Below are 23,331 nucleotides of genomic sequence, written 5' to 3'. Positions count from 1 at the left end.
ACTTTATCGTTTTTAATTGTTATATAATGGTCACTTCATAAAGCTATAGCCGAACTTGATAGCGAAGGCGCGTCCCGGCTTCTGCATCTTGAAATTGTCGTACAGGCGGGCATTGAAGATGTTGGTACACTCGGCCGATACGGTAAACTCCGATTTTTTTCCGAAGTTGTAGCTGACGAAGAGGTCGTGAGAGAATTGGGTAGGTATATCAAGTTCCGCATTCTGGTACACATTCCACTCGTAACTGAACTTCTGGACATAGTTCATCATATAATGTATGTCCAGCACTGTTCCCTTCACAAACACATCGCGCAGGGTAAGCCCGGCTTCTCCGTTACCATACATATAGGGGATAGCAGGTACGCGTTCTTTGTAGTTCTTGCTCTCCTGCTGTGTGCCCGTCACGTACCTGGTCAAGCTCCGCATGTCGATGTAGCTGAAGTTGCCGCCCACGAAGAAGGCATCCTTAAAAGTGTAGCGGATGCTCAAGTCCGTACCCAAATTGCGTACACGACCATCGTTCTGTGAACTGGCACGCCCACTGTCGTTGTTGGTCGTGCGGCGAATATAGTCCTTGATTTCTCTGTATTGAAAAGCTGCATCGATGGTCAGCCGGTGGTCGGTCAAATCCACAGCATTGGCTGTGACACTGATATTGACGTTATTGCTTGATTCCGGTTTCAGATTGGAGTTGCCTCGCTCAATGTCGTCGCCAGAACCGAACAACTCACGGCTGGTAGGCAGACGCAGGGCGTATTCATACGACAACCGCAGTTGTGTGTGCCGCCCCCAAAAGTAGGTACTGGCCCAACCTCCTCCCCAATAGGAAGTGGTGTTGCTGAAATCCTGATAATTGATTCCGCCTTCCGGATCGAGGTAGGCCTCCAGATGGTTCATATAGTGCTTCACAAAGGCAGATGTGTTCCACTTGCCCTTGTAGTCATACTTATAACTCAATCCGGTAACGATTTTCATACTCTGCGATGGATGCTCATAGGTGGGTTTGTAGGCCGTTTCGTCCTTGCCGGAGCGGGAGAAGGTGGTGAGCGTACTGCTCAGCGACACGGACTGCCCGTCTGCGGGAAAGAGTGCCATGCGGAAGTTGGCCGCCCCATTATGGTCCCGGTAACGGTACTTCATGTACGACAACTCGCCCGGTACGCCTTTCGGTTGACTCTGACCCAGCCAGTTGTAGTTACAACTGGCCGTATCGGCAGAATAGGACTTGCCGAAGTTGTAGTTACCGTTCAGCGACACGTGCAGCCCCTTCAACACTTTGAATCTCTTTTCGTAAGTCAGTTGCGGCATCAGCGTATTGGCCGTGGTGTAGCGTGCACCATACACCCAGTCCATAGTGGAGGCATTCTGGGTCTGTTTATACTCGTAACCTCCCATGAAGCCTAACAACAGACGATCGGCAAACGTTTTGTCCACTATCCCAATCTTCAGAATGGCTACCTCGTTGTGATACTTGGCATGAAAGCGGCGCACGGTGAGATTTTCTTTGACCTCCTGGTTACTGCCATCCTCGTTGAACTTCGTGTAACTGTCGATATTGACTTTATAATCGTTATCCGAGTAGTTCTGATAGGCATTCAGAGAAACATAAAAACCTTTCTTTGTGGTATGTTCCGCATAGACATTGGTTTTGTGGGTGTTAAACGAACCGAACGAATAGGAGGCATTCACACGGGTACACCGGCTGTTGTCCGTAACGATATTGATAGCCCCGCCGAGTGCGTCACCGCCCAGTTCGATAGGTACGACACCTTTGTACACCTCCACACGTTTGGCGAGACCTACCGGAATATTGTTCAGCCCGAAAGCGGAACTCATACCGTCCATCGGTACACCGTCGATGAAGATTTTCACATGCCGACCGGAAAAGCCGTTCAAAGTGACGTTGGCTTCGGAACCCACGCCTCCCGTGGAACGGATTTTCACCCCGCTGATTTTGTCAATGACATTGGACAGGTCCATCGTCGTGCTTTTCAACTTGGCCGTTTCCACCAATGATACATTATAGGCCAACCGCTGCACTTTTTCCGCAGGACTCAATCCTTTCACCACGACCTCGTTCAAGGTCTGCGAGTCCTCCTGCATCTCGAATTTGAGGTAACTGTACTCCGTAGCGGGGGCATATACTTTTTGTATTGTCTTATATCCCAAGAAAGAAACTGTGATACGAATTTTGGGATACCTCCCTTTCAGATGAAACTCAAACTCTCCTTTTTCATTGGTGGAGCTTCCTCCTATATAAACATCATCCTCGAAAGAACGTATTTCCACGGCGGCATAACTTAACGCTTCGTTTGTGGTACTATCGGTTACTCTTCCCTTTATTACTTGGGCACTTACATTCACACAAGATAAAAATAATAATATGGCAAAAATTAATACCATTTTGACCTGATTCATTCTTTCATTTATTTATTAAAAACGACTGCAAAATTAATTTTCATCAAAAATATCTGCAATACCTTTTTTTAGGTATAAATTTTACATAATCGCTGCGATTCAGGCGGGGAATATACCTATTTTTAATGAGTCTTCTTTTAGCCGATAGACACAGACCGTGTATAGGCAGCATAATTTGTAACCTGAAAAATGCCTATATACGGACAATGAAGATAGCATAAAAAAGCAAACGGAGAGTACCGATAAACCGACACTCTCCGTCCGCTTTTTGAATGGGAAATTACATGCTATTCTTGTTTTCTCTCAATTCAGAAGAACAAATCAAGATAGGCAATGAAACGAAGGACTACAACCTTTCCAAACTCCCACAGACCACATCCGAAGGACAGGATATCAAGCGTTTGGAAGGTGACAAGCAATTAGTCATAGAACTGAATATCAATAAAAACGGTATCAGCGTCAGCGGTGTAACCATTCAGGGCTGAGAAACACAAGGCAACGGTGTCGGGCGACATCACCATCGGATAACAAAGTCCAAAGGACAAACCTGTCTCATCACGAGACGTAATACCTATCTGATAGAAAAAGGATTGCATGTAAACCCATTTTGCTGGTACCATAAAACCAACAATTATGAAAATAAAACATTTTATTTTAGATTTTTCTCGGTTTAACTTAACCAATTGGGGAATAAACTTTTAGCGAATTATTTGAGAAATAGAGGTAACGATTTAGCAACTGTACGAATTTCAACATTTTGCATTGCTATGCTGTCAAATAACTCTTTCTGAATACAAATATAAAGCAATTATTTGAATACACAAAACAGACACGAGCAATAATTTTTGTTCGTGTCTGTTTAACAATATAAACGGGAAACTTAAAAGAAATTTCCGAATACAAAACCCGATATTGTTGCCATGATGATAACCAAAGCTACATAAACAATGGTTTTCTTTGTCCCCATAACACCTTGAATAACCAACATATTCGGTAGCGACAGCGACGGGCCGGCCAGCAGTAACGCAAGCGCAGGGCCTTTTCCCATGCCTGAAGCCAACAACCCTTGAATAATCGGCACTTCGGTCAGGGCGGCAAAATACATGAACACTCCCGTGAAACTTGCGAAGAAGTTGGATAGCAGCGAATTTCCACCGACTGCCCATTCAATCCACTCGTTAAAAATAACTCCGGCAATCGACGTGTTATCATGCGTCGAACCCAGAAGAAATCCGGCTGTCACTACGCCGACGGCCAACAAGGGTAATATCTGCTTGGCGAATCCCCATGATGATAATGCCCATTCTCTATTTTCCTCGTTTCGTTTATCAAACAGCAAGATGATGGAAAGTGAAGCTATACCCACAACCATCGGAACGAGCGGTACTAATTTGGCTTTAGCAATAAGGGCGTCTGCAAGGAAAACAGAAACAATCGTTATCACGACTCCGGCACATACCCATAATGGACGCAATTTCAATATTCGGACAAGCGACCAACAGAGCATCAGAGCAAGAACTCCCGTAATATACCATTTATAGGTGAAGATGAAAGTCCACAAACCTTTGTCTAAAGCAAAGGGCGCACCCCAATTTACAAAGACGAGAATCAGTACCAATGTAAAAAAGTGAAACGAGGTTTGCCACATCGGGCGTCTTTCCAGCAGTGGAACAATAATCATCTGTTCCTCTTGTTTGGCTTTCTCTTCCTTACGGAAAATAAATGCCATAGCAAGGCTATCACTACGGAGAATCCGATAGCTCCAACCGTTCGTGCAACACCCATCTCTACACCCAAAATACGGGCTGTCAAAATGATGGATAAAATACTGATGGCTGGGCCGGAATAGAGAAAGGCTATAGCAGGGCCTAACCCTGCGCCCCGTTTGTAAATACTCGTAAACAACAGCAGAATCGTGCAGGAACAGACTGCCAATATACTACCCGAAACAGCAGCTGCCGTATAGGATAACCACTTCTTGGCATTTGCTCCGAAATATTTGAGAACCGAACCCTGACTGACGAAAACGGCAATCACACCTGCGATGAAAAAGGTGGGAAGCAGACATAACATAACGTGTTCCTGCGCATACCATTTAGCAAGGTCGAGGGTTGCATCGACAGCCGTCATGAACCTCTCATTGCCGAGTGGCATGAAAAATACGGCTGCATAAACCACAATCATCCAAAAGAGGATTTTCAACTCTTTTTTAGTATCCATAACTGTACCTTAAATACCGAGTATTTGTTTTACCTCTTTTTCGGACGGGACGTGTCCCTTGACTTTAACGGCTCCATCCACCACAACGGCAGGTGTGGCCATAATGCCGGAATTGAGTATTTCCACAATATCCTCTACTTTCGTAAGTTTCACGTCTTCGAGATTGTTCTCGCTAATTACTTTCTCGATTGTCTGATAGGTTGTCTTGCATTTGGCGCAACCCGTTCCCAATACTTTGATTTCCATGTTTTTGTTTTTTATAAATACATAATCACACAATAATACAAACCGATAATCGCAAATATGTCCCGACAATCCGGGTCAGCCATTTCTGTACAGTCTGCATTTTACCGTAAAAACTGCCGATATGTTGTACACTGAATGCCAATATCCAAGCGACAATCAAAACCGGCAACGCAGTAGCTATGGCAAAAGGACGGGCAGCAGATAGCCTGCAACAGTCGTTGCCGACATCGGAATCAATATGCCGAAATAGAAAACTCCGCTGGTGGGACAAAATGCCATAGCGAACAACACGCCGAGCAAAAACGCTCCCCATCCTCCTTTACGGGCTAAGCCCTCGCCATTTCCCTTAAAACCGAAAGAGGGTAATTTCAGTTTGCCTCCGAACAGTATGAATAAACCTATCAATAACAAGGCAGGGCCGAGTACGAGTTCTCCGTATTTGCCGATAAACTTCTGAATACCGAAAAGACTTGAACCCTCTTTGAGTATTAGTATCAATACGATACCCAGCAATGTATAGATAATTACACGACCGAGCGTTATAGTAAGCCATTGAGGAATATCCGACGGCGGGTTTCAATGTCCTTACCTATAAATCCGATAGCAGCGATACTCGTAGCCAATGGGCAGGGCGAAACCGCCGTAAGCAATCCCAAAAGAAAAGCCGTAAGTGCAGGAGCCGTGCTGCTGTCCAATAATGTCTGTAACCACTCCATAGAACTTTATTTCAATAAGGTACGGACTTTTTCAGCTACTCCGTTCTTGAAAGTGGCGGGAGCAGTTCTGGCGTTGGCAAAAGCATATTCGGTCAGATTTTCATACGTTTCTTTGCCGGCTTTCCATTTGCTGATGAAAAGCGAAGACCATGTAACCTCGTATTTCTCGGCGATAGCTTCGTTCTTCGGTTCGGAAATGTCGATAGTTCTGAAAACGAGTGTTCCGTTTTTCAGTTCGTCAGCAAATTCTGCCTCTACCGCTTCTTTGGCGTTCTTTTCTATTGCCATGCAGGTAGCGCATCGCTGTTTGCTATGAAAATACAACACCTCCACACGGTCTTTCTGTTCTTGTGGCTGGGTTTGCTCCACATCAGTAGAAGCACTCTTCTTTGTCCCATTGTTACTGCAAGCAGTCAATCCGCAGCTGATAATCAAGGCTAAAATCAATCTGTTCATACGCTTTTGTTTTTATTGGTTGTTATTTGTGTTTGTTATTCGCAAAACAACGAACAATAATCCTAAAAAAATTGTCCCTATTCGCAACAACTCTCCTTTTTACATACACATTGTCCGAAGAATTTAGAAAAAAGCATCGAAGCTATTTTCCAATTCTCTCGATTGATACAATATTTCACTTTCGGCGTTTCTATCTCTCCTTGTATCAAACCTGCTTCTTTCAACTCTTTCAGATGTTGTGAAACCGTCGCTTTCGCGATGGGGAGTTCTTCGTGAATATCTCCGAAAAAACAGCAATCCTGCTTGGCTAAGAATTCAAGAATAGCCATTCTTGCCGGATGCCCCATCGCTTTGGCAAAGCGGGCTATCTGCTCTTGTTCCAATGTATATTTCTTGGATTCCATAGTCTTCTTATTTTTATGTTCGCAAATATACGAACAACTTTATTCTTTCTAAATAAAACCGATGAAAAATATTATTCTTTCTTTCAGCGGTTTTATGAAAAAAGTTCCCAATACGATTGAGAACACTGGATTGAGGACTAAGAATAATATCATACAATGTCATACCGTTATATTCTAATGCGAGGAGAGTGCCGCAAAAGGTAAAACTAACATTCCTATCACGATAACACATAAACAAATAAACGTATTCCTTATCATGATGTCCCATACAGATATGGTTTACGTCCTCACATTGGCTTTATTGCTTTGAATTGTACATGAGGTACACCGTCAATCGTCATAGGCTTATCTTCGTGGAATCCTACTTTCTCTAAAACACGCCTTGATTTCAAATTGTCGGCTTCAATGAGGGCATAGACACACGGAATCTTCAGTTTATTGAAAGCATAATCCATCAAAGCGGCAGAAGCTTCTGTGGCATATCCTTTGCCCCAATATTTCTGTGTAAACCTATAGCCCAAATCATAATAGTAAGGAAGAGCCTCCATCGGAAGAATCATAGTTATCCATCGTGTAGAGGTACTTGAACCCATAGGGCGGATTGACTTTTTGGGCTTCTCCGTTGCGCACGATGTCGAAACTCATTGGTATAAGGCCACAAAGTGGTCTTTCGGCGGCTGGGCACGCTGTGGTTGGAGGTTATCTTCACCTTCACCGGGAGGAGTTTTTCGGGATAGCCTTCCGGGATGCTGTACTGCACCTCGTATATTTTTCCTTTCTGTATGTAATTTATAACTTTATCAGCAGGAAAATGGAAAATGCGAATACCGCACTTTTCCGGGGATGTCTATCTTTGCCGGCTCAAAAAGACAGACATCATTATGATAACAACGAGCCGATTTTTTAAAGAGAAACAGTATATGTGGTACAAGGTTAGAGAGCTTCAGTCGAAAGGATTAAACAAGACACAGATCGGGAAGCACCTGGGAGTGGACAGAAGCACCGTGCGGAAATATCTGCAGATGTCCCAGGAAGATTTTGTAAGGAGGCGGAATTCGCATCGCAAATACACGCTGAAACTGGCAGGATACGAGGAGTATGTGCGGGGGACTCTGGAGGAATATCCGTACATATCGGCCGCACGGATGCATGACTGGCTTAGAGAATGCTATCCGGATTTCCCGAAAGTGTGCGACAAGACCGTATTCAATTTTGTAGAAAAGGTGCGCTGCAAATATGGCATCGGAAAGAAGTCGGAGGCCAGGATACGCAGGGACTATGAGAAACTGCCGGATACCCCCTATGGGAAGTATGCGCAGGCAGATCTCGGGGAGAAATGGATGTCCGCGGAAAACGGCAGAAGCACGAAAGTCTATTTTTTTGCGATCGTCCTGGCACGTTCACGCTACAAGTTCACCTGTTTCAGCCGTCGCCCTTTCGACACGGAGCTCGCCATCTATGCACACGAGCGCGCCTTTGAGTATTTCGGAGGGAAACCGGAAAAGATCCTTTATGACCAGGACAGGGTGCTGATTTCCCGGGAGAACCTGGGAGACCTGGTGCTGACAAGGAAGTTCCAGACGTTTGTCAGGGAGCAGCATTTCCAGCCGGTGTTCTGCCATAAGGCCGACCCCGAGTCAAAAGGCAAGGTCGAGAACGTAGTGAAATATGTGAAGGAGAACTTTCTGGTGGCACGTGTGTTCCGTGATATCGACAGTCTGAACAGGGAGGCCCTCGAATGGCTCGAAAGGACGGGGAACGGGAAGGTGCACGGGACCGCCCGTCTTGTCCCACGGGAAGAGTTTGCCGTGGAGAAAAGTTTTCTCATACCCTATCATGGGACGCCACAGCCACCGCAGGAGGAGATGAGGGAATACCATGTCCGCAAGGACAATACAGTGCAGTACAGGGGGAATTATTACAGCCTGCCATGCGGAACTTACCGGAGCGGGCAGACAACTGTCTGGCTGCAGGAGACGGAAGGGAATGTGGAGCTGTACAACAAGGATACGGGGAAGCTCATCTGCCGGCATGTGCTCTGTACCCGGAAGGGAAGGACCGTTTATGACGACTCCCACAGGAAACCGAGAAACGCCGGAGTGAAAATAGCCGAACGCATCCTTTTTCATGTGTCCGACAACAGGGAGGTAGCCATGTGGATGGATAATCTGAAAAGGAGGAAAAAACGTTACTACAGGGATAATCCGGAGGTGATCCTGCGCATAATTTCCGGATATGACAAGAACACGCTGATAGAGACCATACGCATATGCCTTGACAAAGGCATCTATAACGGGGACTCGGTTAAAAGCCTGTGTGAATATGTGTGCAGGGGGAAGGACAATGGAACGGAAACATACGGACTGGAGGATTGCCTGCCCCGACAAGGCAGCTTGATACAGTCTTATAACGAAATACTTAGGGAATATGACAAGACATAAGCAAGGAACTCATGGAATGTGCACGTATGCTCAAGCTGGGCAATCTGGCCGAACATCTGGAGGAACTGCTGCATCAGGCCCAGGAAAAGCAGCTGACCTATCCGGAGTTTCTGCTCGCCTGTCTCAGGGAGGAGATCCGGAACAGGAAAGACCTATATCGCCGCCAGGCTTGTCCATGAGGCGGTGAAAAACGGATACAGGGCGTATATGGTTACGCTGGAAGATCTTCTGACCTGCCTGAAGACAAGGGATGTTTCCCGGCATGCGATGAAAACTTACAAACGGATCACGAAGGCACAGCTGCTGGCCATTGACAATGCCACACTCTTTCCCTTGAAAAGAGAAAATGTCATGTTGCTGTTCAAACTGGTGAATGAGTTTCAGGAAAAGACATCGCTTATCGTTACAGCCAACTACTCCCTTACAGAATGACTGGTAACACCGGGAGAGGAAGCTGTCGCAGCGGCATTGCTTGACAGACTGCTCTACTGTTGTGAGATTATACAGCTGTCGGGAAACAGTTATCGGATGGAAAATAGGAAAACAATTTTTAGCAATCGGAATGAAGATACGGACACTTTAAAAGAGTTAACAACTGTAAAGTAATATCTTGCTAAAAGTAGAATATGTCAAATTACATAAAAATGAGGTATGTAAATCTGCAAGGTACAATTAGCAAAATTGCAGATAGAGAATGAAAAAATAGCATTAACTAAAAAACAAGAATTATGAATGCAAATGTAATAATATATTATAGAGTAAGTTCAAATGAACAAACATTAGGAGCCAGCTTAGACGTACAAGAAGAACGTCTACGGAAGTATTGTAACCAAATGGGATATAAATATCATTGACAATATCCCATACAGAGAGGATGAGAGTGCTAAAACATTTGAAAAGCGTCCTGTCATACAAGGAATAATGAATTATATACGTAAAAACAAAAGTAGAGTAAACAAATTACTATTCTTGCAGTGGGATAGATATTCACGAGACATTATCAGTGCCAGTGAGAACCTAAAAGAATTACTTAAATCGGGAGTTGAACCAAATGCAATTGAAGCACCTTTAGACTTCAATTCAGACACCTGGCCCCTATTATTGGAGTACAGGCACAATGCGACAACATCAAAAGGTCAAAAGACACAATGGACGGTATTCATGGAACATTGGCAAAAGGAAAATGTGCTAATAAAACACCAAGAAGGATATAAGAATGTACGTATTAGCAAACATGAAACCCATGTAGAAATAGATACCAATACAGCACCATTTATACAAGCCATGTTTAAAGAAGTGGCTAAAGATATTGAAACACCTTGCTATATCCGTAGGAAATTTGCAAGAAAAGGATATAATATACCTGAAAGTTCATTTCTTGAAATGTTGCGTAATAAATTCTACATTGGCAAAATACGTATGCCAGCATACAAAGGAGAACCCGAATATTATGTAAACGGTGAACATGAAGCAATTATAGACGAAGAAACATTCTATAAAGTTCAAGAGATTTTGGACGGTAAAAGAAAGAAAACACCCAAACTATCCAAAGCCATAAATCTCGATTTGTATTTGCGGAAGTTTTTAATCTGCCCCGTATGTGGTTGTGCCTTAACTGGTGCGACAAGTTCGGGCAATGGCGGCAAATACACCTACTACTTTTGTTGTAACAATCAAAAACATATAAGGGTGAGATCAGAAAACGTAAATGAAGAGTTCGCTCGATACACAGCCCAATTAAAGCCCAATAAAACGGTATTGGACTTGTATAACGAAATTCTAAAGGATTTGCAAAGTGAACGCAAAGGAGAAAGTAAAAAAGAAGTAGCAGCACTGCAAAATGAACTTTCTACCGTCCAAAAACGCATCAACAGCATTGAGGATAAATACCTGGACGGAGATTTAACCAAAGAAGAATATAACAGAATGTTGGAGAGATACACCAAAGAAGGGGTCAACGTAAAATCCTGAGGGGTATATCCGATAAAATCCTATCTTTGTGTGAAACAAACGAATCATCAGCGATTATGGAAACTAACGGTTACCGTCTCCTTCTTCCCGAAGGTACCTTGGATTATTTCAACATTTCCGATGTAAAGGAAAGCAGTAGTGAAATCGTGATTTACCTGGAAGAGAAAAATGAGCTTCCCGGTGAATATTCGACTGTCAAAGTGGAAAGCAAAGGCTTCTACGACCCTGTAGTAGTCCGGGACTTCCCCATCCGTGGCAAGAATCTTTTCCTGAATATCCGCCGGCGCCGGTGGATTTTGAAAGACGAGGGGCGTTACGTAAGCCGTAACTGGAAACTGGTAGCGGAAGGCAGCCGTATGACGCATGAGTTTGCGTCTTTTTTAAAAGAATTATATTGATACGCTTCCTGTCAGTTGTAAGCTGCTGGGAACCCTGTTCGGTGTGGACGGTGAGCTTCTTGAACGTCAATACCGCAACCACTTGAGCGGTTATCTGAAATGGGAGTCTCTTCCTCATGCCGGGGACTGGCTTCTCTTTGAGAAGAATATAGGGGCCTATGTGGGTATAGATGAAGTCTGCCTTTCGCGTGGTGAGCTCTATACTATCCTCATAAACAAGGAAAAGACAGGCCGTTCAGGCAGCATCATCGCCATTGTAAAAGGTACAGATGTAAGGAGTGTCACCTCCGTATTGCTCCGTCTCTCCCGGCGCAGACGGTTTCAGGTAAGGGAAATCACTATGGATATGGCTCCTAATATGGAACAGATCGCCCGTGTCTGCTTTCCTGCGGCACGCCGTGTTACTGACCGTTTCCATGTGCAGAAGCTGGCTTTTGAAGCTTTACAGGAAATGCGCGTGAAGGCACGCTGGGAGGCTTTGGACAAGGAATCAATACAGATCGCATACGCAAAGGCGTGCGGGAAGATATACCATGCCCCGACCTTTGAGAACGGGGATTCGCGCAAGCAATTGCTCGCCCGCAGTATCTATCTGCTGTATAAAAAAGAGTCATTATGGACTGAATCCCAACGCATACGTGCCGGTATCCTCTTCAGGGAATATCCCGACCTGAAGAAGGCATACTATCTTTCCATGAGGCTCGGGTTGATATATCACCAGTGCAAGCACAAGGACACCGCTCTGACAAGACTTGCCAGATGGTATGACGAAGTTGAAAAGTCCGGCTTTCTTGCGTTCGGAAGGGTAATACGTTCCATACAGACACATTATCTGGAAATCGTCAACTTTTTCGACAGGCGTTCCACCAACGCAGCTTCCGAATCGTTCAATGCCAAAATCAAGGACTTCAGAACACAGTTCAGAGGAGTAAAGGACAGGACTTTCTTTCTATTCAGACTGACTAAAATTTATGCTTAATCTATGAATCCCTCAGGTTTTTACGTTGACCCTTGATTTAATCTATCAGCAAACCAACGAGTTACGGGGAGTAGAAAAGAAAAGCGGAGAGAGTTTTTCAACTTTCTCCGCTTCAGTACCCAGACCCGGTACAAGCCATAGAAATAATAGGAAAACAAAAGAATTTATTTTCCTTATTATCAGTTATTTGCATATTTCCTATTTTCTCCATTTTTGCCCTATTTTGCCCGTTTTCTGTTATTCAGTACACTTTTAGTACACTTTGAAATATCATTTTCTTTTGTACCTTTGCAATATCGGAAAACAAAAGAAAATCAACTGTTTAGCGTAATCGCCCGGTTATGGTACCTAAATCGGGATAAAACCTCTAAACAATGGCAAAGTTAGAAAATAAAACGAAAGAAAACCCCAAGTTAGAGCAAAATAAGCTCTCGGATGGTAGAATCAGCCTTTACTTAGAGTATTATTTAGGTAGAGAGGAAAAGCCCGTATTAGATGAAAACGGCAATCAAGTGTACTATGATAGTGGAAAGATGCAAGGTAAGCCCAAGTTTGCAGTAAAGCACAACAGGCGAAAAGAAAACCTTAGTCTGTATCTGATAGATAAGCCCCGTACCCCTGCGGAACGCCAGCAGAACAAAGAAACATTGGAGCTTGCCACAAAGATACGTGCGGAGCGTGAGCAAGAATTTAAAGAAAGTATGTTGGGCTATCGGTTGAAAAAAGATAGAACGGTCAATTTCTTAGACTATTTCCAAGCCTATATCAACAGTTATACCAAGAAAGATATTCGCATGGTACAAATTGCGCTTAGCCGTTTTAAGGACTTCTTAAAAGAGCAATACCCCATGAATGAGTTTAGTATCAAACCGGAACTTATCACCAAAGAAATGATGGAGCAGTTTGTAGCCTATTTGCAATCCCGAAGTGTGGGTGAAGGTGCTAAAAGCATTTACCAGCGTTTCAAGAAAGTTATTCGATATGCGATTGACCACGATGTAATGTTGAAAGACCCATGTAAAAGTGTTACCTGTAAAGTGGATAGCCAAATGCTTCGAAAAGATGTTCTTTCTCCCGAAGAAATACAAAAGTTGGCGGCTTGCCATTATGACAACGAGAACCCGAATGTCAGACGAGCTTTTATCTTCTGTTTATACAGTGGTTTGCGTTTCTGTGATGTAAAAGACCTTACCTATAAAAATGTAGATTACGCTAATCGGTTATTAAAGTTTGAACAAAGCAAGACAAAGGGACATTCTGCCAGTAGTGGTGTGGTTATTCCCCTGAATGATGGTCTATTGTCTATCATTGGTGAAGCTCCGGCAGATAAAAACTGTTTGATATTCGATTTACCTACTTACGAAAGTTGCTGTAAATCAGTAAAGCGTTGGGTAAAGAGAGCCGGGATAGACAAACATATAAGCTGGCATTGTGCCCGGCATTCGTTTGCCGTGAACATCCTGAACAATGGGGCTAATATCAAAACCGTAGCCAGCCTTTTAGGGCATAGCGGATTGAAGCATACGGAGAAGTACACCCGTGCGGTGGATAAATTGAAAGAGGAAGCAATAAACAGCTTGCCGGAACTAAAGTTTTAACCATAAAAGACTTATCTTTGTAACTATGAACTTTGAAGCATTAGTAAAACATATCAGCACGATACAGAACACGTTGCAGGCACAAGCCGCACACGCTGTAAACCTTGCCCTTACTTCCCGTAACTGGCTTATGGGGTGCTATATCGTAGAATTTGAGCAGAACGGAGAAGACCGTGCCGCCTACGGTGAACAACTGTTGAAGAAGCTGGAACAACAACTGAAAACAAAAGGTCTGAATGAACGTAGATTCCGTGAATTTAGGCGGTTATATCTTGTTTATCCACAGCTAAAAGAACAGATATTGCACTACATAATGTCAGGAAATGAAATTCGGCACACACTGTCCGCCGAATTCACAGAACCAATTCGGCACACGGTGTGTGCCGAATTACATACAGCAGACAATCAGATTAATAACTGGAATATACCTGCCGAAAAGTTGTTTAACAGGCTACCATATTCTCACTTAAAATTTATATCCAAAATTGAAAACCCAGTTAAACGTGCTTTTTATGAAATGGAAACAATGAGGGGCTGTTGGTCTGCAAGAGAATTGGAGCGACAAATCGCATCTTTATATTACGAACGTTGCGGACTATCCAATAACAAAGAAGCCCTCTCCGCCTTAGTCCAGCAACAAGCAACCCTATTGCAACCCAAAGATATTATCAACACCCCTGTTACTTTGGAGTTCTTAGGACTAAACGACCGTGCACTAGTAACGGAAAACGATTTGGAACAATCTATTCTTGACAACCTGCAACACTTTCTATTAGAAATGGGACATGGCTTTTGCTTTGAAGCCCGGCAAAAACGCATCTTGATTGATGAAGATTATTTTTTTGCCGACCTTGTGTTCTATCACCGTATTTTGAAATGTCATGTTATTGTGGAATTAAAGATAGACAAGTTCCGCCATGAGTATGCTTCGCAACTAAATATGTATCTGAACTATTTCAAAGCGGAAGTAATGCAACCGGATGATAATCCGCCTATCGGTATTCTGCTTTGTACTGAAAAGGGTGATACATTAGTGAAGTATGCCACTGCTGGATTAGACCCGAATATCTTTGTACAGAAATACATGATAGAGCTTCCAACCGAAGAAGAAATACAGGAATTTATTTCTTGTCAGAACTATTAAAAAGAATATCCACATATGATACAAGCTTATTTTTCAAATATAAGAAACATAATTCTTAATGAAATACACAACTCTAAAAGAGATATATCAATAGCCGTTGCATGGTTTACTCAACGAGATTTATTTAACGCTATAATTGGAGCTATAGATAGAGGTGTAAATGTTTCGCTTATCCTCATTAATGATATTATCAATCGCAATGAATATGGTCTTGATTTTTCATTATATCTTCAAAAGGGGGGTAAATTATGTTTTGTTGATAGCAAAAAAGTTCTAATGCACAACAAGTTCTGTTTGTTCGATGGTCATCTTTTAATAACAGGATCGTATAATTGGACATATGCAGCAGAACAAAGAAATGCAGAAAATATAATAACCACGGATGAATTAAATGTATGTAATGATTACACAAATTACTTTACTAATCTTTGGAATGGGCTAACAGAAGTAACTGAATATTCTCGCATACGTTTATCAGATATAGTGGAAGATAATTTTCTTCAAGAATATGACGACATTATCGAAGAGTATAAAAGCATGGAAAATAGCAATCTTATTTCACCAGAAACTTTAAAGACCGTTTATGATTTAAAAAATAATATTGCTATAACTAAATTAGCAACAGTCGTATCACAAGACAAACGCCATAACCCAACATTAAAATTGAACGTAGGAATGAGGTGTCGCATTAATAATATTGATAATAGGACATTAAACATTATAAAACAAGGTCAAACTTTACCGTTTACAAATACAGTTGATACTTGTACTGTAGTAGACAATCAAGAATGTATTGTTTGCGATATTTTATTTGGCAATAATGATAATGCAGACAACAATAAACCATTATTAAAGATTCGATTAGAGAACTTACCAAAACTGAAAGCTGGTCAAGTAAAACTCAAGACCAAAGTTACGATAGATACCAATGGGTATATGCATGTCGAATTCGTTTGTATCAATACAGGAATAGCAAAAGAAGCAGTATATAACTTCCCTGACATAATCAATTATTAAAGTTATAAGGGAATAATAACTTCAATGTTATTTTTGAAAGACCATGCATTAGTGACGGGAAACAACTTGGAACAATCTATTTTTGAGGGGAATGTGTCAAAACTGGCACATTCCCCTCAAACGACTAAGCATAGCATACACTTTATCATCAAAAGTACACTGGCAAAAAGAAAAGCAGAAATCAGTTTCTCTTCGTAAGCATATATATCACTGTCAATAGAAATAGGTTTAGTCCATTTTGGATATATAGACAAAGGTATGAACTAAATGTACTGCCAAGCCAGCTATCCAAACATTCAATCCTATGCAAATTGAAGCATTTCCTTCATGGTCTGTGGTAGAAAAAAGGAATCATAAATATGAATTTGCAGAAAAAATTGAGCCTTCTTGCTCTATCATATATATTGAAAATCCTAGCTTCAATAAAGAGCAGTCTCAAAAATATGCTATAGAAATATTGCAAGATTTTATCCAAAACAAACTTCAATATACATCCAAGAATGGAATGCCAACCACTACTTGATAAATATAAAATATTTTTAGTATAAGGTAAATCAGTATTTTTAAAAATTCCAGAAACGTTCATCTTGCTGATCCATATCCAAGCCATCATTATAATACCTCCAATCGTATGAATCTGCCGAATCATCGGACATACCCTCTCTTACTTCTTCATAATGTTCATCCTCCCAAAGATATTTAAAATCTTTATAATATGGATACCAAAAACGATTAGTATCATTGTTATCATGAGAAATGTGCTTCCAATACTGTGCTATCAATATTTTATGTTCCTCGCTTGTCACAAGAGTTTCCCAACCATCTAATGATTCAAAAGTTGGACATAACAATTCATACAACTGAGACCCAGTTATTTTCACCACATCCTCTTGACAAATAGCATCTTTGTTAAATTTCAACAAACAGCATTGGCATTGATATATATCATCTTCTTCTACATATTTAATTTTAAATCCTATAGCTATATTATTATACGGATTAATTATCAAACTAAATTGTGGTTCCAGCAATTCTTTTGTAACATTTCTTATACCAACTAAGCCTCTTTCATTTTGAATAAAAAGCAACTCACTATTTATTGATTTTACATCTATATATGTTGGAGCAATAACCATTCGCTCATTGCAAAAAACAATTCCTTTCAATCCCCCTATTGAGCCATCATTCATTACATTTTTATTACTTATACTGTACATTACAACGGTGTCATTTATAGAAGAAGCCGAACAGACACTAATCCCCTTTATTATCTTATCATCTTCACTATATCTTTTTCCTTTGCACAATTTGGGAGATTCCCCTATAAGCAGACCTTCACCCACAGGTAGATTGTTACATAAAAAATCAAATTCATATTCTATTTCTTCACGAGCTTCATTTATTAAATGCCTAGGAATAAATGATTTCAAATCTTTATCAACAATAATAGAATACATTTTATCACAATTTAACTCTTTTACTAATTCGTCACCACATTCAATTTCAGTATTTCCCCAATAAGTTGTTTTCCAATAAGATTTAACAACTATCCCAAAATTAAGAATAAAATAATTAGTTCCAATTTGACAATTGTTAAATCCACCTATGACCATAGTACCTTCTAAATCGTATAAATCATATGTTCCATAATATCTATCCACGAACACGCCACCACATTCATATTCATCGTCTCCAGCTATAAAATACTCATTAATATAATGGATAGCATGATACTTTACGGGAATAATCTCTTTACCTTGCCAATTGCAGCATCCCCATACTCCATTCCACGTACAATCAGGATCAGTTTCCTCCATAGCTCCAAAATTCACATAAACATAGTCCCAATTCCCACTCCGTTCTATTTTAGAATATATTGTAGGGATGATTTCCCGTCCATCAAAATCCACCAATCCCTTACGGTGAGTATCAGCATCTTCTACAAGTATAGTCCTCCTACACAACATATCATCAGAAACTCTTCTTGGAAACTCTAATATTGGAATAGGGTTACTATATTTTATCCGGAAAAACTCCTTTCCCGATGAATCAATAACTCCCCACCTATTACCCAATAAAACATCATACATATTTCCATTAGTTTCCGCTCTTTTCTCAAATTTATCATAAACAAAAGGAATAATATCCCAACCTTCTGAATTTACTACACCATATTTTCCTTTATGTCTACAAAGCAATCTATCATTCTCCAAAAGAACAATTTGCACCTCAGACCAAATATCATAATTATCACAATCATAATCATCTACCACTATATACTCATTTTCATCCATCTTGGCTGAGTAAAAATTCATATTATCAACATCCTTAAATAGATAATTATATTCTAATGCGTTATGACATTCAACAAACAAAGGCTTATCCATAGCTATTCTCATTTTATCATTTAACAAAAGTAACAAAGAGTTTGCAATTGAGCTCATCAATCCATTAAAATCTTCCTAAAAACACTCTATTTATTTAATACCCAATTTAATAAGCTGTTAGATTATGATAAACGAGCCAAAACAATGAGTATCATTTGCTCTGGCTCTCTATTCTTTATGGATTTCCTAACTTATCTGCTTTCTTCCTTAGCTGTTCAGCTTGTTCATTCAAAAGCCTTACTCGTTCCAACGCTTCTGCTTGCTTCTTACTGCGATATTCAAAACCAACCACCGAATCAGTCAGACTTTGGATAAAAGCGTTATCTCGTTCCCGGTTGAAATTCACCTCCAGCAAATTAATGTCGCTTCCCTCAGCCTTTCCTTTCATCAAGAGATAACGATACTTTATATCGTTGTCCTGTAGTTTCTGCATACGTTCCGCAAAACGGATGTTCAACGCCAGCGATACAAGGCAAATGATTACTCCTGCCAAAAGAAGAAAGAACTTGGGCTGCAGGTAGGAAGTTACCCGATTGAGGATTTTATCCTGCCAAGAAACAGGTTTTGTTTCTTCATCTTTCCGTGTACCGTAAGCAGCCAACGCATCCATCAAAGATTTTAGGCAAGCATAAGAAGCCGTCACATATTTTTTGACGTATTCAAGGGATTTCCGTTGTTCCTGTTCCCCTTTCCTTATAGCAGCAAGCAGGGTTGAAATGGCTTGTAGTTCGTTTCCGGGAATAGTCGGATTGTTCCGCAATTCCAAAAGACACTGCTCTATTGCATCAAACCGTTTCATCGTTTCTTCCCGACTAGCTGGCGTTATCTGCTGTTCCTGCTTCTCTTTCAGTTCTGTAACCATAGAGAGAAGTCCCTCCAAAATCAAATTATTCTCCATATGCTTATAATTTTAGTTGTTTTTTCTTCTTTTTCTTCTTCTTTCTCAAAAAGGAATCATCAGGCATTTCATCAACTGGGGCTGACAAGCCGGAAAACAGACCGCCTACACCTGTAATAAATGAATTATCCGCTTTGTCGGGTGCTGGTACTGATTTCTGAATAGGTGCAGTAACCGTTTGCTTATTGCTTCCGGCTGTCGTTTGCCCTACATCCCCAAAACATTTATCCAGTTTGGAGAAAGTGAAATTGCGGTCTATCTCCGAACCCTTGAACGTGTATTCGCCTTTGGAAAAGGAAACGCCTTGTATCTCGCTTGTCTGCCCCTTATACTTGAACCGGATAGTGATACCCTTTTCCGCTAACCGCTCCTGTAACTGCTGCCAGTTCTTGGACTTCCCGATTTCATTCTTTACAGCGTTGTAAATCTCGTATTTCGATTTGTCCGGTTCTTTCAAGCGGTGCTGCTTTACCTGTTCTTTTCCACCAGCGAAATAAAGCCCGTGCTTGGTTTTCAGCTTCTTGCATACCTGCTCGTTACGGTACATATCGTTCTTGTCCGAAATGGTCTTGCCGTTATTGTCTATGCGGTTGAACACGATATGCACGTGTGGATGCTCCCGGTCTTGATGGCGTACGATGATATACTGCGTATCGGTGATTTTCATTTCACGCATATATTCCTGCGCAAGCTGTATCATTTTCTCGTCTGACAATTTGGGCGCATCCACTGCCGAATAGCTTAGCGCAATATGTCCGACTGGCTTTTTCAAGTCGGGATTCATCCCGGTCTGCATACAGAAGCTGCGGATTATATCTCCCCGGCTTTCTGTCAGTACCCCGTCCGCATAGAGCAAAGCCGCCTGTTCCTTGCCCAGCACATAGTTCACGCAGCCCTTAAACCCGCTTCCCTTTTTTATTTTTCCAATCATCCGACAACTGGTTTATAATTTCGACAATTCTGTTTTTGAGTTTCACCAATTCCACCGCCACCAGTGCGAAACCTCCAGCATTCGCCCGGTGCGCCAGTTGGTTGATGTTGTTGGCTTCCCCTGCCAGCTTGCGGATGGTGTCCGCATCCTGCCTGTTCAGCCGGGGTATGACCTCCGCCGAAACAACCGCCTGCCGGACATACTCACTGACACGCAACCCGGCTTCCCCGGCTCGCTTCCTGATGGCGTAATACTGCAACTCGGTCAGCTTCGTGCTGACTACCCGTTGCTGCTTCTCTATCCGTTTTTTTGCCGGACGTCCCCCCGGCTTATCCTTTATATTCGTCATGGTTTTTTACATTTAAATGGTATCTTAAAAATTGCGACCAACGGGAGAAATTTTCTTTGCTGTCAAGCAAAGCAAGGTAGTTTCGGTCTACCGAAACATAACCTTGCTCTCCAAGTTAAACCGCCTGCCGCTGGTAATCCTACCGGACTAAATACCCCTGCCTCTCTTTTGTCTTGGGGCGGCACGTTGTCCGGTTTCCTGCTTTATCGCCTGCGCTTGGCTGGTACTGTTCTTCTGTTCCTGCTTCCTGCCGCACAGGTAATCGTTCAAGTCCGAATACCCCCTGTAATTGTCCGAGAAGTCACGCACACGGTAGGAGTATTCCAATTCGATAGCCCGTGTCGCTTCATATCCTGACTTGTCATTGTCAAGCATACAGTGGATGCGTTCATACGGGTACAGCACGCCAATGGCTTTCGGCACATTGACAGTAGAGTTGAGTATAACATAATCCTGCCTGTCAAGGTCGGGCATGGTCGGACAGTTCTTCATCCGGAGCGTGAGGAAAGAAAGATAGTCCATAAAACCCTCGAATACCAAACACTTCTCTCTCGGCTCTCCCTGCTGCCGTATATGGGTGATGTCTTTCGGGGCGATGCAGCCCTTAAAAAAGGAATTGCGAACCTCGTAACCTCCTGCCATATTCGGGAAACCGATAGCAAAGAACGGTCTGCCGTTATGGGTGAAATGAAGTTCCTTACATTCTCTTTTTGCCAGTTCGACATTGATACCCCGTCCCTGCAAGTAACGGAGCAATGCCGGATGGGTCAAGCCACAGACTTCCAAATGTTGGAAACTCGGTTCTGTCCTACGCTGGGGAAAAGAAAAACTGACCGGGCGGACGTGCGGTGTCTGTTCCGCTATCCGGTTTAAAAGGTATGGCAGGCTGTCGGAACAATAGAGTTCCTTTGCCAATGCGATGATGTTGCCGCCCTTGCCTGCGCCAAAGTCATACCAAAGGTTGCGGTCAGTGTTCACCTTGAAAGACGGTTCGTGTTCCTCCCTTAACGGTGATTTGTACCATAAACCGTTACCCTGCCGCTTGACGGGCGAATAACCTAAACTATGCAGATAATCTGCGATGGGTATTTGTTTCACATCTTCGATGTTCATAATATTTTCTTTTTGGGGATTAAAAAATCGTTGAAAAGTGCGCCAGTCCTGTTTAGTCCGTCATATATATACCCGTACCATACTAAACCTGCCTGCTGTCGATACCGGGAAACAGACAGTCCGTTCCGCTTATATATACACCCGGACTAAACCAAACCGACTTTTAATAATGAAAATCGGGATTGTAGCGATAGCCCTTACCCTCTTTCACAATCATGCGCTTGTTCACAAGGAACTTGTTAAGCGACACAAGGACATTGCGTCCACGCTCGTAACCTATACTTGCGTAACCTTGTTTCAATGCCGCTATCACATTGGAATAGCCTTGTACAACCTGCTTGCCAAAACCGTTCTCCAATGCTTCCCGGTGCTGCTGTTCCGTCAGCTCTGTAAGCGGAAAGTTCCTGTCTTGTTTGGGTTGCTGGAATACATAACCGTCCATGACTTCGGGCAAAGCGTTGTCATTGATGCGAAATGCGAACGGGTCAAACTCACGGTCACGTATATGCATCGCCTTTACTTCGCTTATATTGCCGTCCTGCGTGCTTTTCGTGATTTGCAGGACGGTTTCAGCCTTGTTGTTCAGCTCTGTACCAATATGTCCTCTTGTGTTATCATCCCCCTTGTTCAAATGCAGTACGGTGTGGATATGCAGGTTATACCCACTTGACCAGCGCATCAAAAGGTTGATTAGGTCGGTCGATTCGCTCGGACTGTTGATGTCGTACATCAAATCACGGATTCCGTCAATAATGAGCAACCCCACATCGGGCATATTCTCCAACATATAGCCAATTATCTGCTTACGCTTGTCGGGGGTATGTTCTCTTAACACAATGAAAACAAAATCGTCCACATCCTTATCGGTCGGCAGTCCGGCAAGGCGCAAAATACGTTCCATGACCTTATGACAATGGTACTTGCTCTGCTCGGTATCAACATAGAGAATTTTGCGCTTGTTCGGTGGCAGATATGCCGAATACTTCAGAACCTCGTCATTCTTCAATGCAGCCGCAACAATGGCGGAAATGTTGAATGTCTTTTTGCTCTTGGCTTTGCCTGTGGATGCGCTGAAATTGCCCAATGTGCCGATAGTAGAACCGTTCACCCAAAGAATTTCGGGCGGTATTTCATAAGTGTCCGTCACCTTTAGACGAATGGTTTTCCAAAGGGCTGCAAAATCTTCTTTCGTCATGGCTGTGCCTTGTCCGATTTCCTCTTTCTTCTTGTTTTCCATAGCCATTATTTCTTTAGAGGACGGTTAAGGATATACTTCTGCGCTTCCTGCTCTATCTGCGCCTGCGTCTTCACCGGGTTCTGACGCAACCATGCTTCCAGTTCAGCTTTTTCAAAATAAAGCATTTTGCCCTGCGGCTTGTAATGGGGTATCAAGTTACCCGAAGTCAGCTTGTACAGGTAACTTTTAGAAAGGTTCAAGAACCTGCTCGCTTCATCGAAGCTAAGCACATTCTTTGAAAGGAACAACATCTTTTCGAGTTCGGAAACTCTTAACTCCAAGTCTTTTTCCATATCGTTTGGGAATTTAGGTGAAACAATATGAAGGTGCGCACCCTCGTCTTTTGTGTTAACGGGGGCAAAGTTAAGAGGTTGAAAATGAAGTCTAATTGACCTTTGTTTGAGCGTT

The 23,331-nt window shown here is 42.3% G+C and carries 25 protein-coding genes and 3 pseudogenes; 13 read left to right on the top strand and 15 right to left on the bottom strand.

What is annotated here, in order from left to right:
- Positions 1-30: 30 nt before the first annotated feature.
- Positions 31-2,418, bottom strand: a complete 2,388-nt coding sequence (locus tag GKD17_RS01450; RefSeq protein ID WP_007834865.1) for a TonB-dependent receptor — start codon at positions 2,416-2,418, stop codon at positions 31-33.
- Positions 2,419-2,702: 284 nt separating this feature from the next.
- On the opposite strand from GKD17_RS01450, the gene GKD17_RS01445 reads away from it, so the two are divergent.
- Positions 2,703-2,903: a hypothetical protein gene (locus GKD17_RS01445; RefSeq protein WP_022185059.1), complete on the top strand. Its 201-nt coding sequence runs from the start codon at positions 2,703-2,705 to the stop codon at positions 2,901-2,903.
- 395 nt (positions 2,904-3,298) lie between these two features.
- On the opposite strand, the gene GKD17_RS01440 is transcribed toward GKD17_RS01445, so the two are convergent.
- The 7 genes and pseudogenes from GKD17_RS01440 to GKD17_RS01410 all read right to left on the bottom strand — a co-directional run bounded on the left by GKD17_RS01440 (position 3,299) and on the right by GKD17_RS01410 (position 7,053).
- The gene (locus tag GKD17_RS01440; RefSeq protein WP_007834859.1) at positions 3,299-4,147 is read right to left on the bottom strand and encodes a permease; all 849 of its coding nucleotides are present in this window, start codon (positions 4,145-4,147) and stop codon (positions 3,299-3,301) included.
- Positions 4,096-4,638: a permease gene (locus GKD17_RS01435; RefSeq protein WP_007834856.1), complete on the bottom strand. Its 543-nt coding sequence runs from the start codon at positions 4,636-4,638 to the stop codon at positions 4,096-4,098. The genes GKD17_RS01440 and GKD17_RS01435 overlap by 52 nt, the downstream gene beginning before the upstream one ends.
- Positions 4,639-4,647: 9 nt before the next feature.
- The gene (locus tag GKD17_RS01430; RefSeq protein WP_007834855.1) at positions 4,648-4,884 is read right to left on the bottom strand and encodes a thioredoxin family protein; all 237 of its coding nucleotides are present in this window, start codon (positions 4,882-4,884) and stop codon (positions 4,648-4,650) included.
- An 11-nt stretch (positions 4,885-4,895) separates the two neighbouring features.
- Positions 4,896-5,600, bottom strand: a pseudogene (locus GKD17_RS01425) (aromatic aminobenezylarsenical efflux permease ArsG family transporter).
- A gap of 6 nt (positions 5,601-5,606) precedes the next feature.
- The gene (locus GKD17_RS01420) at positions 5,607-6,056 is read right to left on the bottom strand and encodes a nitrophenyl compound nitroreductase subunit ArsF family protein (protein ID WP_007834851.1); all 450 of its coding nucleotides are present in this window, start codon (positions 6,054-6,056) and stop codon (positions 5,607-5,609) included.
- Positions 6,057-6,133: 77 nt separating this feature from the next.
- Positions 6,134-6,460 (bottom strand): ArsR/SmtB family transcription factor, encoded by a 327-nt coding sequence (locus GKD17_RS01415; protein ID WP_007834850.1) that lies wholly within the window; start codon positions 6,458-6,460, stop codon positions 6,134-6,136.
- A gap of 287 nt (positions 6,461-6,747) precedes the next feature.
- Entirely contained in the window at positions 6,748-7,053 is a 306-nt protein-coding gene (locus tag GKD17_RS01410; protein WP_008655608.1) for a GNAT family N-acetyltransferase, read from the bottom strand.
- A 288-nt stretch (positions 7,054-7,341) separates the two neighbouring features.
- Between GKD17_RS01410 and istA the strand changes: the two genes are divergently transcribed.
- The 12 genes and pseudogenes from istA (at position 7,342) to GKD17_RS01360 (ending at position 16,531) form a co-directional block, all read left to right on the top strand.
- Entirely contained in the window at positions 7,342-8,901 is a 1,560-nt protein-coding gene (istA, locus tag GKD17_RS01405; RefSeq protein ID WP_007834840.1) for an IS21 family transposase, read from the top strand.
- Positions 8,888-9,507: pseudogene (locus GKD17_RS01400) on the top strand (ATP-binding protein). The gene istA and the pseudogene GKD17_RS01400 overlap by 14 nt, the downstream one beginning before the upstream one ends.
- 122 nt (positions 9,508-9,629) lie before the next feature.
- The gene (locus GKD17_RS23115) at positions 9,630-9,755 is read left to right on the top strand and encodes a recombinase family protein (RefSeq protein ID WP_007834828.1); all 126 of its coding nucleotides are present in this window, start codon (positions 9,630-9,632) and stop codon (positions 9,753-9,755) included.
- A gap of 67 nt (positions 9,756-9,822) precedes the next feature.
- Positions 9,823-10,872, top strand: coding sequence for a recombinase family protein (locus GKD17_RS01395; protein ID WP_257229926.1), 1,050 nt, complete (start codon positions 9,823-9,825; stop codon positions 10,870-10,872).
- A gap of 56 nt (positions 10,873-10,928) precedes the next feature.
- The gene (locus GKD17_RS01390; RefSeq protein WP_007843962.1) at positions 10,929-11,270 is read left to right on the top strand and encodes an ISAon1 family transposase N-terminal region protein; all 342 of its coding nucleotides are present in this window, start codon (positions 10,929-10,931) and stop codon (positions 11,268-11,270) included.
- A gap of 25 nt (positions 11,271-11,295) precedes the next feature.
- The gene (locus GKD17_RS01385) at positions 11,296-12,249 is read left to right on the top strand and encodes an ISAon1 family transposase (RefSeq protein ID WP_229103367.1); all 954 of its coding nucleotides are present in this window, start codon (positions 11,296-11,298) and stop codon (positions 12,247-12,249) included.
- 19 nt (positions 12,250-12,268) lie between these two features.
- A pseudogene (locus GKD17_RS23685) lies at positions 12,269-12,505 on the top strand (hypothetical protein); the annotation flags it as partial.
- A gap of 118 nt (positions 12,506-12,623) precedes the next feature.
- Positions 12,624-13,847, top strand: coding sequence for a site-specific integrase (locus GKD17_RS01380; RefSeq protein ID WP_005944350.1), 1,224 nt, complete (start codon positions 12,624-12,626; stop codon positions 13,845-13,847).
- A 25-nt stretch (positions 13,848-13,872) separates the two neighbouring features.
- Positions 13,873-14,991 (top strand): PDDEXK nuclease domain-containing protein, encoded by a 1,119-nt coding sequence (locus GKD17_RS01375; RefSeq protein WP_007834824.1) that lies wholly within the window; start codon positions 13,873-13,875, stop codon positions 14,989-14,991.
- A gap of 15 nt (positions 14,992-15,006) precedes the next feature.
- A complete protein-coding gene (locus GKD17_RS01370; protein ID WP_007834822.1) occupies positions 15,007-16,008 on the top strand; it encodes a phospholipase D-like domain-containing protein in 1,002 nt (333 codons plus the stop codon).
- A 24-nt stretch (positions 16,009-16,032) separates the two neighbouring features.
- Complete coding sequence (locus GKD17_RS01365; RefSeq protein WP_007834819.1) at positions 16,033-16,206, top strand: hypothetical protein; 174 nt, start codon at positions 16,033-16,035, stop codon at positions 16,204-16,206.
- A gap of 106 nt (positions 16,207-16,312) precedes the next feature.
- Positions 16,313-16,531, top strand: coding sequence for a hypothetical protein (locus tag GKD17_RS01360; RefSeq protein WP_007834817.1), 219 nt, complete (start codon positions 16,313-16,315; stop codon positions 16,529-16,531).
- 40 nt (positions 16,532-16,571) lie between these two features.
- On the opposite strand, the gene GKD17_RS01355 is transcribed toward GKD17_RS01360, so the two are convergent.
- From GKD17_RS01355 to GKD17_RS01325, 7 genes are all read right to left on the bottom strand, one after another.
- A complete protein-coding gene (locus GKD17_RS01355; RefSeq protein ID WP_032936092.1) occupies positions 16,572-18,395 on the bottom strand; it encodes a WG repeat-containing protein in 1,824 nt (607 codons plus the stop codon).
- Positions 18,396-18,570: 175 nt separating this feature from the next.
- The gene (locus GKD17_RS01350) at positions 18,571-19,293 is read right to left on the bottom strand and encodes a hypothetical protein (RefSeq protein ID WP_007834813.1); all 723 of its coding nucleotides are present in this window, start codon (positions 19,291-19,293) and stop codon (positions 18,571-18,573) included.
- Between the two features lie 4 nt (positions 19,294-19,297).
- Positions 19,298-20,224 carry a relaxase/mobilization nuclease domain-containing protein gene (locus GKD17_RS01345; protein ID WP_007834811.1) on the bottom strand — a complete coding sequence of 309 codons (927 nt, stop codon included), beginning with the start codon at positions 20,222-20,224 and terminating at the stop codon, positions 19,298-19,300.
- Entirely contained in the window at positions 20,190-20,573 is a 384-nt protein-coding gene (locus tag GKD17_RS01340) for a MobC family plasmid mobilization relaxosome protein (RefSeq protein ID WP_004310825.1), read from the bottom strand. Before GKD17_RS01340 ends, GKD17_RS01345 begins: the two co-directional genes overlap by 35 nt.
- A gap of 147 nt (positions 20,574-20,720) precedes the next feature.
- The gene (locus GKD17_RS01335; protein ID WP_007834807.1) at positions 20,721-21,686 is read right to left on the bottom strand and encodes a toprim domain-containing protein; all 966 of its coding nucleotides are present in this window, start codon (positions 21,684-21,686) and stop codon (positions 20,721-20,723) included.
- A gap of 163 nt (positions 21,687-21,849) precedes the next feature.
- Positions 21,850-22,923, bottom strand: coding sequence for an AAA family ATPase (locus tag GKD17_RS01330; RefSeq protein ID WP_032936089.1), 1,074 nt, complete (start codon positions 22,921-22,923; stop codon positions 21,850-21,852).
- A 5-nt stretch (positions 22,924-22,928) separates the two neighbouring features.
- Entirely contained in the window at positions 22,929-23,216 is a 288-nt protein-coding gene (locus GKD17_RS01325) for a helix-turn-helix domain-containing protein (RefSeq protein WP_005633171.1), read from the bottom strand.
- Positions 23,217-23,331: the final 115 nt, after the last annotated feature.

This window comes from Phocaeicola dorei (assembly GCF_013009555.1).
GTDB classification, from domain to species: domain Bacteria; phylum Bacteroidota; class Bacteroidia; order Bacteroidales; family Bacteroidaceae; genus Phocaeicola; species Phocaeicola dorei.
Note: the sequence above shows the minus strand (reverse complement) of the source record. Positions and strands in the feature narration are given on the sequence as shown.

What these genes read in the sequence shown, in the direction of transcription:
- GKD17_RS01450 (WP_007834865.1), bottom strand. Translation starts at nt 2,418, where the DNA reads ATGAATCAGGTCAAAATGGTATTAATTTTTGCCATATTATTATTTTTA.
- GKD17_RS01445 (WP_022185059.1), top strand. Translation starts at nt 2,703, where the DNA reads ATGCTATTCTTGTTTTCTCTCAATTCAGAAGAACAAATCAAGATAGGC.
- GKD17_RS01440 (WP_007834859.1), bottom strand. Translation starts at nt 4,147, where the DNA reads ATGGCATTTATTTTCCGTAAGGAAGAGAAAGCCAAACAAGAGGAACAG.
- GKD17_RS01435 (WP_007834856.1), bottom strand. Translation starts at nt 4,638, where the DNA reads ATGGATACTAAAAAAGAGTTGAAAATCCTCTTTTGGATGATTGTGGTT.
- GKD17_RS01430 (WP_007834855.1), bottom strand. Translation starts at nt 4,884, where the DNA reads ATGGAAATCAAAGTATTGGGAACGGGTTGCGCCAAATGCAAGACAACC.
- GKD17_RS01420 (WP_007834851.1), bottom strand. Translation starts at nt 6,056, where the DNA reads ATGAACAGATTGATTTTAGCCTTGATTATCAGCTGCGGATTGACTGCT.
- GKD17_RS01415 (WP_007834850.1), bottom strand. Translation starts at nt 6,460, where the DNA reads ATGGAATCCAAGAAATATACATTGGAACAAGAGCAGATAGCCCGCTTT.
- GKD17_RS01410 (WP_008655608.1), bottom strand. Translation starts at nt 7,053, where the DNA reads ATGGGTTCAAGTACCTCTACACGATGGATAACTATGATTCTTCCGATG.
- istA (WP_007834840.1), top strand. Translation starts at nt 7,342, where the DNA reads ATGATAACAACGAGCCGATTTTTTAAAGAGAAACAGTATATGTGGTAC.
- GKD17_RS23115 (WP_007834828.1), top strand. Translation starts at nt 9,630, where the DNA reads ATGAATGCAAATGTAATAATATATTATAGAGTAAGTTCAAATGAACAA.
- GKD17_RS01395 (WP_257229926.1), top strand. Translation starts at nt 9,823, where the DNA reads ATGAATTATATACGTAAAAACAAAAGTAGAGTAAACAAATTACTATTC.
- GKD17_RS01390 (WP_007843962.1), top strand. Translation starts at nt 10,929, where the DNA reads ATGGAAACTAACGGTTACCGTCTCCTTCTTCCCGAAGGTACCTTGGAT.
- GKD17_RS01380 (WP_005944350.1), top strand. Translation starts at nt 12,624, where the DNA reads ATGGCAAAGTTAGAAAATAAAACGAAAGAAAACCCCAAGTTAGAGCAA.
- GKD17_RS01375 (WP_007834824.1), top strand. Translation starts at nt 13,873, where the DNA reads ATGAACTTTGAAGCATTAGTAAAACATATCAGCACGATACAGAACACG.
- GKD17_RS01370 (WP_007834822.1), top strand. Translation starts at nt 15,007, where the DNA reads ATGATACAAGCTTATTTTTCAAATATAAGAAACATAATTCTTAATGAA.
- GKD17_RS01365 (WP_007834819.1), top strand. Translation starts at nt 16,033, where the DNA reads ATGTTATTTTTGAAAGACCATGCATTAGTGACGGGAAACAACTTGGAA.
- GKD17_RS01360 (WP_007834817.1), top strand. Translation starts at nt 16,313, where the DNA reads ATGCAAATTGAAGCATTTCCTTCATGGTCTGTGGTAGAAAAAAGGAAT.
- GKD17_RS01355 (WP_032936092.1), bottom strand. Translation starts at nt 18,395, where the DNA reads ATGGATAAGCCTTTGTTTGTTGAATGTCATAACGCATTAGAATATAAT.
- GKD17_RS01350 (WP_007834813.1), bottom strand. Translation starts at nt 19,293, where the DNA reads ATGGAGAATAATTTGATTTTGGAGGGACTTCTCTCTATGGTTACAGAA.
- GKD17_RS01345 (WP_007834811.1), bottom strand. Translation starts at nt 20,224, where the DNA reads ATGATTGGAAAAATAAAAAAGGGAAGCGGGTTTAAGGGCTGCGTGAAC.
- GKD17_RS01340 (WP_004310825.1), bottom strand. Translation starts at nt 20,573, where the DNA reads ATGACGAATATAAAGGATAAGCCGGGGGGACGTCCGGCAAAAAAACGG.
- GKD17_RS01335 (WP_007834807.1), bottom strand. Translation starts at nt 21,686, where the DNA reads ATGAACATCGAAGATGTGAAACAAATACCCATCGCAGATTATCTGCAT.
- GKD17_RS01330 (WP_032936089.1), bottom strand. Translation starts at nt 22,923, where the DNA reads ATGGAAAACAAGAAGAAAGAGGAAATCGGACAAGGCACAGCCATGACG.
- GKD17_RS01325 (WP_005633171.1), bottom strand. Translation starts at nt 23,216, where the DNA reads ATGGAAAAAGACTTGGAGTTAAGAGTTTCCGAACTCGAAAAGATGTTG.